Source organism: Haladaptatus sp. DYSN1 (assembly GCF_029489995.1).
Lineage (GTDB): Archaea > Halobacteriota > Halobacteria > Halobacteriales > Halococcaceae > QDMS2.
In genome coordinates this window covers 259428-274909 of the sequence record NZ_CP120471.1, presented here as the reverse complement: position 1 = coordinate 274909, position 15482 = coordinate 259428, and the positions used below count along the sequence as shown (strand labels likewise).

10 protein-coding genes and 1 pseudogene are annotated in these 15482 nt (G+C 52.7%); 8 read left to right on the top strand and 3 right to left on the bottom strand.

Translation table 11 applies throughout. The features are described from left to right. Positions 1 to 372: 372 nt before the first annotated feature. Positions 373 to 1155, bottom strand: a complete 783-nt coding sequence (locus P0648_RS17490; RefSeq protein WP_276275323.1) for an IclR family transcriptional regulator — start codon at positions 1153 to 1155, stop codon at positions 373 to 375. A 256-nt stretch (positions 1156 to 1411) separates the two neighbouring features. Between P0648_RS17490 and P0648_RS17485 the strand changes: the two genes are divergently transcribed. From P0648_RS17485 to P0648_RS17455, 7 genes and pseudogenes are all read left to right on the top strand, one after another. Beyond that, complete coding sequence (locus tag P0648_RS17485; RefSeq protein ID WP_276249067.1) at positions 1412 to 2872, top strand: short-chain fatty acid transporter; 1461 nt, start codon at positions 1412 to 1414, stop codon at positions 2870 to 2872. A 283-nt stretch (positions 2873 to 3155) separates the two neighbouring features. Beyond that, positions 3156 to 4322 carry a 3-ketoacyl-CoA thiolase gene (locus tag P0648_RS17480; RefSeq protein ID WP_276249068.1) on the top strand — a complete coding sequence of 389 codons (1167 nt, stop codon included), beginning with the start codon at positions 3156 to 3158 and terminating at the stop codon, positions 4320 to 4322. A gap of 2 nt (positions 4323 to 4324) precedes the next feature. Then, positions 4325 to 4504: pseudogene (locus P0648_RS20590) on the top strand (zinc ribbon domain-containing protein); the annotation flags it as partial. A gap of 27 nt (positions 4505 to 4531) precedes the next feature. Then, a complete protein-coding gene (locus P0648_RS17470) occupies positions 4532 to 4786 on the top strand; it encodes a Zn-ribbon domain-containing OB-fold protein (protein ID WP_276249219.1) in 255 nt (84 codons plus the stop codon). A 144-nt stretch (positions 4787 to 4930) separates the two neighbouring features. Further along, on the top strand, positions 4931 to 6916 hold the full coding sequence (locus tag P0648_RS17465; protein WP_277505928.1) for an AMP-binding protein: 1986 nt from the start codon (positions 4931 to 4933) through the stop codon (positions 6914 to 6916). A gap of 30 nt (positions 6917 to 6946) precedes the next feature. Further along, positions 6947 to 7402: a MaoC family dehydratase gene (locus P0648_RS17460; RefSeq protein WP_276249070.1), complete on the top strand. Its 456-nt coding sequence runs from the start codon at positions 6947 to 6949 to the stop codon at positions 7400 to 7402. Between the two features lie 120 nt (positions 7403 to 7522). Next, the gene (locus P0648_RS17455) at positions 7523 to 8737 is read left to right on the top strand and encodes an MFS transporter (protein ID WP_277506068.1); all 1215 of its coding nucleotides are present in this window, start codon (positions 7523 to 7525) and stop codon (positions 8735 to 8737) included. 1097 nt (positions 8738 to 9834) lie between these two features. Here P0648_RS17455 and P0648_RS17450 read toward each other — a convergent pair. Then, a complete protein-coding gene (locus P0648_RS17450) occupies positions 9835 to 10971 on the bottom strand; it encodes a mandelate racemase/muconate lactonizing enzyme family protein (protein WP_276249071.1) in 1137 nt (378 codons plus the stop codon). A gap of 261 nt (positions 10972 to 11232) precedes the next feature. After that, a complete protein-coding gene (locus P0648_RS17445; protein WP_276249072.1) occupies positions 11233 to 12513 on the bottom strand; it encodes an MFS transporter in 1281 nt (426 codons plus the stop codon). A gap of 283 nt (positions 12514 to 12796) precedes the next feature. On the opposite strand from P0648_RS17445, the gene P0648_RS17440 reads away from it, so the two are divergent. Continuing rightward, the gene (locus tag P0648_RS17440; protein ID WP_276275321.1) at positions 12797 to 15427 is read left to right on the top strand and encodes a hypothetical protein; all 2631 of its coding nucleotides are present in this window, start codon (positions 12797 to 12799) and stop codon (positions 15425 to 15427) included. Positions 15428 to 15482 lie beyond the last annotated feature (55 nt).

The following is a 15482-nucleotide window of genomic DNA, read 5'->3' as shown; positions in this document are numbered from 1 at the left end:
GCAATCGGAAAACCTAGAGTGAGAGTTCCCTTATCACAATAGGCTAATGGGATAACAAAGGTACTACTGTTATCGCAGGTTTTCTACCAATCGCCGTATTCACCTGTGGAACGGACTGAGGTACGGTCTCTGAGAAATCGCTGACTCACCGCTACTTCCATGACAGATACGAATGAGAGTGAAGTTTCGACCTCTTTGGAGAACGTACTCTGATTTGAAGCTCACAAGTACCGTTCTACCAGGACTATCTGTCTGTATTTCCAATAACTTCTTTGAAATAGTTGAATTACTATTAATCGAGTGAGTAGATACGTGGTTCTTCGTATTTTCTACCTGAAGAGGGTGAGAATGGATACTTGCGACCAGCAAATGTCACTCAGATTGAACGCTGATATTCATTTCAATTGTGTTTGCCATGCCCACTATGTCCTTTGGCAATTCCTCGGAGAGCATTCTACCACTCAGAATGCCAACGGGTGCCGACGCCGATATTGCTCCGAGGAGGGATCCATCTTCTTCGGTTACTGCTGCTCCTACTGCGCGCAATCGGGGGATATATTCTTCGTCATTGATGGCGTATCCCTGGTCGGATATCTCCTTGAGTTCGGCAACTAGGCGGGCGCGGTTCGTAATCGTGTTCTCGGTGTGTTTTGATAGTCCACGGCGCGAAATATGTTCGTCTACCCTGTCCTGATCGAACTCCGCTAACATTGCTTTGCCAGCTGCAATACAGTGAAGTGGGGTTCGGTAACCGACCTCATCCACGGGGGAGATACTCCGTTGTCCACCCGCTATTCCGATACAAACCGCCTGCCCGAACTCTTCGACGTAGATTTGCATTCGGACGTTCGCCTCTTGAGCGAACGCACCAATTTCATCCATAGCGTGTTCAAACATGACGTCGTTCCGTCGTCGAGTTTCACCGATCGTCAAAAATCGGTATCCGGTGTAGTAGTGGTCGTCTTGCTTGATTACTCGTTCTTGCTGCATCAGAGTCGCTAGGTGGGGGTAAACTGTCCCGGGGGTCAAGTCAAGATGATCCGCAATTTCCGTGAGCGTTGCGCCGTTCATCTCATGGAGCGAGTCCACAATTGCACATGCTTTTTCGACTGCCGCGATTGTCCGCGGGCCGCCGTCTGACGAATTTTGAGCCATGTGCTAGTCATAGTCAATCACTGACTTCAATTTGTCCCTCTCAAAATGTCAGAAGGTCGAATTAGCGGGTGGCCCCTTGTCCCTCACCATAGATAATTGGAATTATTCCACAAATATCAGTAAAATTCGCATGGGAATAGAGCATATAGCGATTCTTATTGGATGAATTTTTAATTATGTATCGCAATAGGGAGTCGCTTTCTCAAAATTGACCCCAAATTATATAATGGGGATTGTGTGTTAGTTAATTTGTAGCATGGCACAAGCTAATTCCGCAGATAGCAGCGAGACGCTCATACAACGCGCTGGCTACAGATTGGCCGGGGTTGTTGAACGATGGATGCCTAGTCCGTTCCTGTTTGTCCTGATCCTGAGCTACGTAACGTTCGTTCTCGGGATGGTCATCGAAGGGACTGGGCCGTCGGAGATGGTAATGCACTGGTTTGACGGATTCTGGCTGTTCCTCACGTTTGCGATGCAGATGGCGCTCATACTTCTAACGGGGTACATGGTTGCCTATCATCCAAAGGTCAACGGAGCAGTGGTGCGGTTGACTCACATCCCGAGGACAAGCGGACAGGCAGTTATGCTCGTGGGAGTATTTGCGATGGTAATGGCCTGGGTTCACTGGGGACTTGGCCTGATTCTCGGAGCAATTATCGCACGTGAGATGGGGAAGACAGCTCACCAGAAAGGGATTGACATTCATTACCCATTGTTGTGTGTGGCCGGCTACATGGGCCTTGGACTCACGTGGCACTGGGGACTGTCTGCGTCTGCATCGCTTCTGCTTGCAACGCCCGGCAACGTCTTCATCGAACAGGGCATCGTCGATGGGGTTGTTTCGACCGCAAATACGATTTTTAGTCCCTATGCTTTGATTCTAGTGGCGCTCTCGATTGCATTCGCTGCGCTGTTGCTCTACCTACTCGACCCCCCAGAGGGGATGTCGAACGGAATCACTGAGTATGTCGCTAAAGAGAAACTGTTCGAGTCGGCCACTGACGGTGGAGAGACCAGCGGTATCGAACAAAAAGTCTCGGAACCGCAGGCGTCAGAACTGAAGAATTCAGAACCAACCGTCCCGGCGGAGAAAATCGATAATAGTCGACTCATTGGCGGTGGGATCGCACTCACCGGCGTCGCCGTGACCATCTATACGCTCGCCACGCAAGGGATCCAGGCCTGGAACCTCAACTTAGTAAACTTCGCGTTCTTATTCGGTGGAATTTCATTATACATGAATCCGATGGCCTATCGTGAGAGATTCGACGAAGCCGCAGATGCGGCCGGCGGAATCATCTTACTGTTCCCCTTCTTTGCGGGTATCCAGGGGATGATGAACGGGTCCGGTCTGTCGGCGACGTTCGCGGATTTGTTGATTTCGGTGTCAACGCCGCAGACGTTTCCAGTGTTCGCCTGGATGACCGGTGCAGTGGTCAATCTCTTCATCCCATCCGGGGGTGGTGAATGGCTAGTTATCGGTCCCGCGATTGTCGGTGCTGCGCAGGATATGGGTGTTAGCGTGGGTCAGGCAACGGTTGCCTATTCGGTCGGTGACGCTCACACGAATCTTCTCAATCCGCTCTGGGCGGTGCCACTGATTGCAATCACCCAAATCAAGGCACGTGAGATGTTTGGCTACGCCATCGCGATGCTCATCGGACTGATTCCATTTCTGGCTCTCGTGCTCTATTTCCTCCCCTTCTGGGCATAGCACTGGCAGATCTATGTATTCGGATGCCTCTTTTTGCGTGGCTTGGTTTAGATTCGTTCAGCTCGACCTGTACGTTGTGCCCTGCCTGCGGGCTTGATGCTGTCGGCAATTCTGAGGACGCTATCACAGGAGAGTGTCTAACTCATTCTACTCTTGCGGGCCCATTTCGGAAGAGGGCTTGCCAATACTGGTGTCGCCCCTCAAGAGCCGTGCTAGAAGTAGTAGCAAATATGTTATTGGTTGCAGTAGGTTTATGACGATGGGGTATTGACATTGTTATGCAATGCCAGACCCTTGCATTATAGGCGTGGGTACATCACCCATTGGCAGAACCGATCTCACTGGTCGCGATTTGTTCGCAGTCGCGATGGAAGAGGCCTTTAGTGGCCTCCCAGATCCGGCATCATTCGTTGACGCCGTTTACGCCGGAAGCCAATCCGAAATGTACGAACACCAGATTATGATGGGGACCTTGCTGGCCGAGTGGGCCGGCCTCCGAAACGTCCCCGCCGAGCGAGTTGAGGCGTGTGCCGCCGCAGGTGGGCTCGCATTGAAGAATGCAATGCGGGACGTCAAAACCGGCACTCACGACGCAGTCCTCGCCTGTGGTGTAGAGAAGATGACTGCTGGCGGAACCGCTCACTCGATCGAATCCCTTTCGGGGGCGTTTGACCGAGCACTCGAGCAACGGTCGGGAATCACCGCACCAAGTCAATACGCGCTCATCGCACAGCGGTATCTCCACGAAACGGGGATTACCGAGGAGGAACTTGCGGAGATTTCGGTGAAGAACCATCACAATGCGTCCCAGAATCCACGCGCGCACTTCCAGAAGGAAGTAGACATTGACGATGTCATGGAGTCTGACTACATCGCACCCCCGATCAAGCTCTACGACTGTGCGCCGGTCAGCGACGGGGCCGCAGCCGTAATCGTCGTGTCCGAAGACCTTGCTTCGGAACTAGTCCCTGACGAAGAACAAGTGAGCATCCTCGGGAGCAGCGTCACTTCGAACAACCTCTCGGTGGCCGACCGGAATCTTACTTCCATCGAGGGTGCTGAAGTGGCAGCTGAGCGTGCCTACGACGAAGCCGGAATGTCCGCCGAAGACATGGACGTGGCAGAAGTTCACGACGCATTCACCGCATGCGAGGCGCTCTTAGCAGAGGCTGCCGGGTTCGCTCCCTGGGGAGAGGGGATCCAAACAGTCCGCGATCCCGTCGACCGGTCAGACGGCTGGACCGATGTCCACATCAATACGAGTGGCGGCCTGAAGGCGCGGGGCCATCCAACTGGTGCGACTGGCCTAATGCAAGCCGTCGAGGTGTACGAACAACTCACGGGTAATGCGACGGCTGGGCGACAGATCGACAACGCTACCACTGGTCTGTTAATCAACGAAGGTGGTGTGGCTGATGCCTGTACCGTGGCACACGTTCTTTCAATCTAACAATGTCCAATAACAACATACAGACAATGACACACGAACAGCGAGAAATTACCTCCGATAGTCCCCTGACACTGCCAGGGTTCTTCGAGGCAATGGCAGATGAACGCCTGCTGGCCGGGAAGTGTTCGGAATGTGAAAATCGCATGATTCCACCCAGGCCAGCCTGTTACGCGTGTGGCAGCCGTGCCATCGAAATCGAAGAGCAACCAATGACCGGGGAGGTTGTCAGCTACACGGAAGTTTATCGGCCGCCACCGGCGTTCGAAGGTCTGGCGCCGTTCGCAATCGCGACGGTCGAACTGGACTCCGGTGCGCGATTAACCGGGCGAATGACGGTTCCATACGCCGACGTGGATATCGGGATGCCAATTCAAATTCGCATCAGACAGCCAGAAGACATCAGTGCCGACACGGAGCTCCGCCAGGAGCAAGACTGGCCGCTTCACGTAATCGAACCCGCCTGAGTGCTTCCGTCGTTCGATCAAGAAGCGGTGTAGCGGCGACATATGTGGCCGCATCGAAGCCTTGGTCCTGTTCCACCCTCAAACCGAGGGGACAGGCAGGAAAACATTTTTATTGATGGCCCATGATTTTGTGGATAGTTAGCAATGGGCTTGTCAAACATTAGCGAACTGGATGAGATTGTTCACGAACAGAACCTGGACTCAGGCAGGCAGACAAACGCCTACGAGTTCATGCAGCAGTACGATATCCAAACTACTGACGAGCTCATAACTCGGACGACGACATCGGTCGATGGAATCGAGGCATCGGGCCTCGACTGGTTCTGGGATGAGGTCGTCGAGTACCTAGATATTGAGTTCTATGAGGACTACGACACCGTTCGCGATAACACGAGCGGGCCGCAGTTCACGCATTGGTATCCTGGGGGCAAGTTCAACATCGCCCACAATGTCCTTGATCGGCACGCGGCGACCAATCCAGAGAACACCGCTTGCCTCTGGGAGTCCGAGCCAGGCGACGTGACCGAGACCAGCTTTCAGGAGCTTAACCGAGAAGCAAATCAGGTCGCGAACGCACTTTCCGAATCTGGCATTGAAGAGGGCGATAGAGTTGGGTTGTACATGCCGATGGTGCCGGAAGCAATATCGATCCTCTATGGCTGTTTTAAGATTGGCGCAGTTGTCGTCCCGATATTCTCCGGATTTGGTGTCGAGGCGACCGCCTCCCGACTACAGGACGCCGGATGTCGGATCTTGTTCACGGCAGACGGGTTCTACCGTCGTGGCTCCGAGGTAGATATGAAGACCACAGCAGATGCGGCTCGGAAACAGGCCGATAGCGTCGAACGCACCATCGTCTTCGACCGGTTGGATGCAGATCCTGACTGGGATGATGCAGTAGATGACTGGTGGGCAAATGCCGTCCTGTCTCAATCCACAGAATTCGAAACCAGGGAACTCGACGCCGACGCAGAAGCAATGGTATTGTACTCGTCCGGTACAACGGGGAAACCAAAGGGTATCGTCCAGACGCACGCCGGATTACTTGTGAACTGTGCGACCGAGCTGTACTTCCACTTCGACCTGAAGCCGGATGATCGGTTCTTCTGGTTGACTGATATCGGCTGGATGATGGGTCCGTGGGCGTTACTTGGGAACCACACCTTTGGAAGTACGGTGTTCCTGTACGAGGGGGCCCCGGATTATCCTGAAGCCGACCGGTTGTGGGAAATGGTCGATAGACACGAGTTAACGATCTTCGGAATATCACCGACCGCGGTTCGTGCCCTCATGAAATCAGGTGACGAGTGGGTACATAGCCACGACCTGTCTTCGCTTCGGTTGCTCGGCTCAGCTGGTGAACCATGGGATCCAGAGTCCTGGTGCTGGTTCTACGAACAAATCGGCAACGGTGAGATACCCATCATGAACATTATCGGTGGAACCGAAATATGTGGCTGTTTCCTTATGCCCTTCCCCTCGAATCCACAAAAGCCCTGTACGGTTGGGGGCCCAGCGGTCGGCAAACCCGTCGACATCGTGAATGAGGCAGGCGAGTCGATCGCTGACACGAACGAACGAGGCTATCTGGTGGCGACCGACTCGTGTCCGTCGATGACGAACTCCCTGTGGAGTGGCGATAGTCGGTACCTTGAGGAGTACTGGTCGACGTTCGACGACCTCTGGGATCACGGTGACTGGGCGCAAAAGGACGAGGATGGTTTCTGGTTCCTTCACGGCCGCGCAGACGATGCGTTGAACGTTGCTGGTCGAAAAGTCGGGCCTGCAGAAGTAGAGGGTGTCGCAATAGAACATGACTGTGTCAATCAGGCGGCAGCAGTCGGAGTTCCTGATGAAACGACCGGTACTGCCGTCGTGTTGTACGTCATTGTTGAAGCCGAATGCGACGAAAGTGAGTTGTTCCGTGAAGAGATACGCGATCGAATCGGTCAGGAACACGGCAAACCGTTCAAACCGCGAGAGATCCTGTTCGTCGACGAGTTCCCGAAGACACAATCCGGAAAAATTGTGCGTGGTATCATCAGCTTGCTCTACCAGGGCAAGGAGATTGAAGAGACGTCCAGTATCGAGAATCCGGAGAGTTTAGTGAAAGTCAGAGACGCTCGATAGCAACTACGAAATCCAGTAATACATCCAACAATGAGTAACCCATCTGCGGAAGTTTGGCCAGTCAGCCAGCCGGTAATTGGCGATACAGCAAAGAGATCGCGAACAATTGAGGAGAACGATATCGAACGGTTCTCCGCAATTAGCGGCGATTACAACCCGCTACATTACGATGCTGAGGCAGCGGCGAACTCCCAATTCGGTGAAATCGTTGTGCAAGGCGGAATCACAAGTGCGATCCTCAATGCGGTCGTCGCCGAAGATCTCCCTGGCCCAGGCACCGTTTTTCTCTCAGTAAATTGGGATTTCAAGGCACCGGCACGCCCTGGCGATACGATCACCGGCTGTGTAACGGTGACGGACGTGCGTGACGACAAACCAATCACGAACCTTGAGACGACCGTAACGCGAGACGATGGAACGGTCGTACTGGATGGCACCGCAGTTTGCTACACCATGGATCTGGATTCGAGGGACAATAACGCATGAAAGTCTGCGCTGACACCGTCTGCTATCCGACTCGAGTCAAATGACGGCAGGCATTCGTCTCTCGGGAGAATACCGATGAGTCAAGTAGACAATTCGAATAAACAGTGGTCGGTGGTGAATATGATTGCTGGGGGCGAACTGAAGTGGCGAATCTTGCTCCTCGTGGCTGTGGCCGAATTATTCGTCATGACGCTGTGGTTCAGTGCGTCAGCTGTATCGTCATCATTCGTAACTGCCTGGGGATTATCCGGGACTGAAGCCGCCTGGCTGACCATCTCCGTCCAACTAGGCTTCGTCGTGGGCGCGCTTCTTTCCTCTATCTTCACCATCTCGGATACAATCCGTCCCCAGTATCTGTTCGCTGGCTCAGCGTTTGTCGGTGCTGCGGCAACCGTGCTTATTGCCGGCATCGTCCAGTCGTTCCTTCCCGCTGTTGGCCTCCGGTTCGTGACCGGTGTAGCCATGGCTGGGGTGTACCCAATTGGCATGAAGATGATGGCAGAATGGTTTAAGGCAGGCCGTGGGCTGGCAATCGGCGTATTGGTTGGCGCACTCACTGTCGGGTCAGCCGCGCCCCATCTACTTCGCGTTTTCGGGGGGATCGGGCAACCGCGCCTCGTGCTCTATGGGGCAGCAATTGTCGCCACCGCTGGTGGACTCTTGATATTGAAATATGAATCGGGACCCTATCAAGCGGACACGTCACCGTTTGACCCCACTGCAGTCTGGCGAATCCTACGCGATCGGGGAACGTTGCTTGCGAACGTTGGTTACTTTGGCCACATGTGGGAACTGTACGCGATCTGGACCTGGATTCCATTCTACATCGCAGCGAGTTTGCACGCGAACGGAGGCGGCAGTTCCACTACGACATCGTTGCTTGCCTTCGGGACGATAGCAATCGGAGGTGTGGGTGCCTGGATTGCAGGCAGCGCGGCAGACCGCGTGGGGCGGACGACGGTAACTAGCGTGAGCATGGTCATTAGCGGCCTCTCCTGTCTCGCTGCTGGGTTTGTCTTTGGTGAACCACTGGTCATCCTGGCCCCGTTCTGTCTGGTCTGGGGCTTCATGATTGTCGCCGACTCCGCTCAGTTCTCGGCCTGTGTCTCAGAACTTGCGGAAGACAACTACGTCGGGACGGCTCTCACCTTGCAAACTGCGATTGGATATATTATCACCACGATCTCCATTCAGCTGGTTCCAATTTTCGAGGGATATTTAGGATGGCAATGGGCGTTCGCGCCTCTGGCTATCGGCCCCACCATGGGCACCGCAGCTATGCTCTATCTCCGTGTACTCCCAGAAGCGTCGAATCTGGCCGGCGGCAGGGGTTGAGTCAATACCTCCTCTCAGTAAGAAAGACCTAGCCTAATTTTTCCAGCAGTGAAATTGGAATCATTGACCCATGGAATTGCAAATCCAATGATATAAAATATTATTCGACTCTTTGAGTTGTTAGCCTGAAAATCACGTGAAAATTGGAGATGAACTACTGCACAATTTAATCAATAAAACCATGAATCAAGGAGTCATGGATTCAAAGATGAGGCATTATCGAAGACGACAACTGAGAAGGTAAGAGTGAGAAAAACCAACAATATAGTTAGAATTAATCACTCATATCAGAGGTAGCAGCTCTATCAGGTCTATTCTAAGTGATCATAGACATCAGTAAATTAAGAATCTGTGTTTATGACTAGTTACAGTGCAAATATATTGAGTTACTTAGAATAGAATTCATCTTCGTCCACATATGTACACGTTTAAGGAATGAGTTCTGGGACAGGCAGTTCTCCAAGAAATCCGGACGTTCACTGATGTCAACACCTACACGTTGATGGCTGAATTATTTTGTAACTGGTTAAACGCTCGCTCCATTGCATCATTTTAATTTTAAAGGGGGAGATGGTCTGTCTGTATGTTCTTAAATGGCAAGCACAAGTGACTGCTGTAAGCAGATTGAGACGGCTGGTGGAAATGTAGTGAGCTCAACTATCACTAATGAAGTCGATTAAACATTGTCGAGTGCTGCTGAAAATCAGCGGGTATTATCTCGAGGAAGTCAAAAGAGATTCGGAGAGATATCGGGTAGAAATTTTTAACGCCCAATAAGACCAGGTTTGGTTATTTAGATTGTTGAAAAGGTGACTAGTAATATTCGCTGATTGATCCAGTGAGGACTCGCTGGTGAATACAGAAGACCATTGCGATCGGAAGGCCCAATGGTAAATGATAGGATGAAACAATTGCTCTCACAATCAGGTAAACTGATAGCCACATAGGGAAATGGGGAAAAAGAGAGGATTTAGGATAAATTGGGAAAGAATATTGGATATATTGAATGTCTGACACACGCTGTATTGGTGTATTTTCAAACCTTATTATTAATGACGATAATAATTTTACTTAAGACAAGAGATCGATTCGAAGCCTCAATCAATTCGATATTCTTCAAGCACAGATTCATCAATTTCGATTCCAATTCCCGGCGTATCGGGGATCACAACCGTATTCCCATCATTGGAGATTGGACGGTCAATAAGATTATCGCGCAATGGGTTTGGGGTTCGGTCAAACTCCAGCATTGGTGCACCGCGAACCGTCGAGAGCAGTTGCAAACTGGCCGCAAGAGCGACAGCACTTCCAAATACGTGGGGGAGCGGTTGCACGTTTTGCGCCTCGGCCGCAGTAATAATTCGGCGAGTCGATGTGACACCACCCGCGCTCGTCACATCCGGCTGGACGTAATCCACCGCTCCCGCATCTAGGACACGATCGAACTCGTTTGCAAAGGCCCAGCACTCACCACCTGCAAGCGAGACAGAAGTATGCCGATTCACACGCGCGTACTGATCGATATGTTCTGGAGGTATAGGTTCTTCGAGAAAGTAGACGTCAAATTCGGTAAGCGCCTCTGCAACGCGGATAGCATCCGCAACATCGTATGCGTGGTTGGCATCAGCCATCAACCGCACATCGTCACCGACCGCCTCTCGTATTGCACCGACGAGTTCGACATCTTTCTCCGGCCCCCACCCCAAATTCCGAGCAAGCCCAATTTTGTTCTTCAGCGCGTCGAAACCCGAGCGAACATGATGCTCGGCTTCGGAAACCACGGCTTCACGAAGCTCTTCAAAGTCATCGACTGGCGGCCAGAAGTGGCCCGTCGCATAAGCTTGGATTTCATCCCGAACTCGACCACCCAAAAGGCAGGAGACGGACTGCCCGGTCGACTTGCCATAAAGATCCCACAGTGCAATATCAATGCCACTGACGACACTCGCAGGACAAAACGAATGATACTTCGTAGTAAGTAGATATCGTAATTCGTCATGAATTGATTCCACAGTACGAATATCCTGGCCTATAAGCCATGGCGCAACAACGGTGTCGATAATCTCACGATTCCCAGCGATTGGCCCCCAGCACTCACCCCACCCACTTGTTCCGTCCGCTGTCGTGATGCGAACAAGACAATACTCACGACTGGAGATCCATTTTTGTGCATTCGCAAAACGGTGGTCGAGCTCTCGCTTAAGTGGAATTGCTTCTACGCGTTCTACCTGCATAGCACAATGGAGAACAGTAACCGAGATACATCTATATATCCATGAAGATATGGCCGCAAACGAGCTCAAGAAGCAATAAACGGGGACTGGCCTCCAGGATTCAAGTTTCCGCTTCTTAATATTACAAACACGAACCATTATTCGACCGAGTTTTCCTGAAATCTTGATCACGTTCCCACAGCTGTCCATGACGAAATACGACTAACCGATACTGATTGAGATTTTTCTTTGAATTGAAATCGGAAAGCTTCGCCTCTGGTCTTAGGCCTCCGGCGGTGGTTGTAATGAATACAATAGGAGGAACAAGACCACCGAGAGCAGCGTAATCACTGCAGCGATGGAAAATGCGACTGTAAATGAGGTCACGTCAACCAAACCACCAACGATGAGCGGGCCAAAAATGGCGCCAATTTGCCAGGACATCGAACGTAAAGAAAGGCTACTGGCGACCGCTCGATAGTATTGGCCTTCTTCGACGAACATGGTGAGACTGGTCGGAAGTCGTAAACTGTCCGCGACGCCGAGAACCGAGTACACGAGAAACAAGACAAAGAAGGACGGCGTAAGCGTTATCGACTGATGCCAGAATGAAACCGTTGCCGGCTCGAACAGTCGGTCTGCGTCTGCTGCGAGCGGGATAGCTGCGATACCGATAGCATAGAGAATTGTTCCCGCAACGACGAACAAGTGGAGTTGGCCGATTCGATCGGCGATCGTACCGACATACCCCTGTGAAACGGCTTTAGTAAATTTCCCCCCGGCCAGGATGCCGCCGATGAGAAGTGCGCTCATCCCGAATTCTGTATGCGCGTAGATGGGGAGAAACAAAACAATCGCGGTCTTGGCAAAGCTAAACGTAAACCGGAACATCACGAGTGCCTGAATGGCCTTCCGACTGATGAGCATTCGAAGAGCGCCAAGGCCGAATTCCCTCGAGAGTTCCGTGTGTCCCCCTGGATCTGACGGAAGGAACATGAATACAGCGACGGCGGTTAGCAGTGTAACAACTGTCAGTACAACGTATGTCGTCGAAAATCCATACGTGAATAGTAAGAATCCACCCACAAGGTCACCCGACAGACTCGACAACGCAGTGACTTGGCTGTACGTGCCTAACCAGAGTCCGCGTTGTTCGTCTGGACAGATATCACCGACGACGGAAAGCCCAGTGAGAATCAAAATAATCGAGCCACCGCCCTGAATAGCTCGAAGTAAAATGACGTGTTCAAACGACTGGACATTCGTATAACCCACTAGCACCAGAACTTGAATCAGGAGTCCGATTAACAGATACCGTTTCGAGTCTCCCACGTCGATGTACTTTCCCAATGGGAGGACTAACACAAGTCGAACCACCGCATATGCGGTCCCGAATAGACCAGCAATGAGGCCGGATATTTGGAAAATATCGGCATACAGCGCCAGTGCAATGATTATCGTCGCAAAACTAATTCCCTGGGCGAAGTTGACACTCGCTATCGCTACAAACTCAAGATTTTTGAATAGCTTGAGCGGGGTGTAGTGCGTCTCGGTGTGTGTCACTTAATAGTTTGATTTGGTGCTGACAATACTTAACACACTGAAACCGGCCACTTTAACCGGGTTAACAAGGTCGCTACGGCAAAAGCGGGAACAAAACGGGCGCGTCAGGGACTTTCGTTCTCACCAGTCAGTGTAGATCACTCTCAACGCTGTCTCCGTAGCGAGGCTTGACACCTGTACGCATCAGCAACCACCTCCAAATTCGCTTCGCTCAGGGGTGCAAACGTGTGGATTTATGCTACTTCCTTCCGAGGTCAGAAGTACCCACGGGGTAGCTACAGATATGGCCAACGTATCAACATCCAACGCCAGTATCGACATTGTAAACCGCCACCGAACTCCAGACGGTGACACCGGGCCAGTGGAATTCGCCACCCGCGAACTCAACTCAGCTCTAACTGACCAAGGGTGTTCCATCAATTCACTCCGTCACTGGACCGAAGCTGACGAGTTCTGTTTGGCCATCGGGACAACGGACGATGAGGTAATACACCACCTCCTCACGACAGACGGCGTTGAAGTTCGCAAGGACCCAGAGGGAGTCATAACTTGGTGGTGTACGGCTGGCGCGTTGCGTGTACTCGTGATAGCCGGAACAGACGAGCGTGGACTGATGTACTCGCTCCTCGAAGTCGCCAACCGAGTCACAGATTCCGGCTTAGAGGCACTCGAAGCGGTCGAAAACCAGATCGAGTTTCCAGAGAACGAAGTGCGTGGGATCGATAAATTTGTCACCGGACCAGTCCACGATGAGTGGTTCTTCTCGGAGGAATTCTGGCATTACTATCTCGGACAATTAGCCAGCTGCCGATTCAACCGATTTGCACTGATCACCGGGTACGACACGTCATTCATGTCGCCCCCATATCCATTCCTCGTCGATATTCCCGAGTATCCGGAGGTAACCCTCACCGACGACGTGGGATACTCGCGCGAAGACTTTCAATCGATGGTTCGAACAATCGGGGGTTTATGTGCGCAATACGGCCTGGAATTCATTTTCGGGATCTGGTCGCAGATGGCATGGGAAAGTAATCCCGAGATGACCCTGGCAGATCGGTTGACCACGAAATATACAACCGATACATACGACCCGATGGTCGAGCAATTGCCAACCGAGGCTGAATCGTTCACTGACTACTGCGCGCAAGGACTCCACAAAATGCTCCTTGAGTGCCCAGAAATCGATGGAATTCAACTCCGCGTCAACTACGAATCCGGCTTCGGAGATATGGATACTGCAGAAGAATTCTGGCGCGAACTAATTCGTGCCACAGGCGAAGCGGCAGACGAATCTGGCCGCGATATCTCGCTGGATCTGCGCGCAAAGGGCCTGACCGACGAAATGATCCAGTGGGCGCTCGAAACCGGGCTCGACGTGACCGTTGCAACCAAGTATTGGTGTGAGTCGACGGGGCTCCCCCATCACAACACCCAGATGCGATCCGGGGAACTCGCCCGCCTTGACAATTTCAATTATAGTCGTCGATACAGTTACGGGGATATGCTACGCAGACCCCAGTCTTTCCGTCTCCTGTACCGCCTCTGGGTGATGGGCACGAATCGGATTTTCTTATGGGGTGATCCGGATTATGCTCGCCGGTTCGCCCACAGCACCCAGTTCGGCGGGGCGACCGGCTTTGAGGTCACCGCCCCGCTAACGCACAAGGGTGGCCATTCTTCCCTTCAAACTGAGGCATGGCCGTTGTTCGAGGATGAGTCTCTCGAACACTACGAGTGGGAAGACGAACGGTACTGGGCGTGGTATCTCATGTTCGGGCGGTTGGGATACTCGACGGAGACGGACTCTGCGGTCTGGGAACGCGCATTCACTCAACGGTTCGGTGAGGCGGCCGACGCGATCCAGAAGGGGTATCGGAGCGCGAGCAAGATTCTCCCGCTTCTGACCGCCGCCCACCTCACCCGCCATCCTGGAACGGTCAATTGGGCAGAGATGGACACTGGTGGGGCACTGTTTGCCGAACACAACTTTAACCGTGCATTTGAGGACGTGACGTACGCCACTACAGAACCGAGCGACCCAGGTTTATTCTATGGCATCAGCGAGTACGTCCACGACACCCTCAACGACACCCTCCGCGGGAAGTATACGCCACCACAGGTACGTAACTGGTATCGGCGGCTGGCCACCGAGACGCGCGACGCCGTCGAAGCCGCTGAAAAAACAGGACATGCCAGCGGCGAGTATCAGGCAACGAAACTCGACTTGTTGATGCTCGCCGACCTCGCTGAATACCACGCACACAAGACCGATGCCGCCGTCGCCCTAACGCTGTTCGACGAAACCGGAGACGCAGCGCAGCTCCATGCTGCGTACTGCGCGGCCGAACGAGCGCGGGAGTCGTGGGGGACACTGGCCGCACGCGGCGAGGGAACCTATCACGACGACCTCGTGTTCGTCCGCGGTGCCGCTACGGCAGACTCTGGACAGTGGGGTGACCGTCTCGTGGAGATGGACGCCGATCTTCGAAAACTCGAAGAACTCGCCGACGATGAGGGCGTCGATCTTGACACGGCACCAGCCGACCTTCCGACAGCAGGTCGGGCAACGTTCGCACTTCCCTCGTTCGATGTCTCGATTCCGGATCGAGCGCAAATCGGTGAGCCGATTGACATCGCGATTGAGATTGGCGAGCTCAACACTCACAATGACCTCGTCCTCCATTACCGTCACACCGACCAGACAGAGGGCCCATTCCGGGAGATCGTTATGGAACGAATCGACGGCGGATATCGTGCGACTATTCCCAGTGACTATGTCACCCCAGAGTGGGATATTCTGGCCTACTTCGCAACCGTCGACGAGGGAGGAAACGGACTCCTGATCCCAGGTCTGTATCACGCTGACGAACCCATGCCATACTACGTCGTGAAAGTGGATTCAGCCGGATAAAATCGAGTTGCGAGAACCGCATTCGTGATGTCTTCGAATTCTCGTGATTCATAAA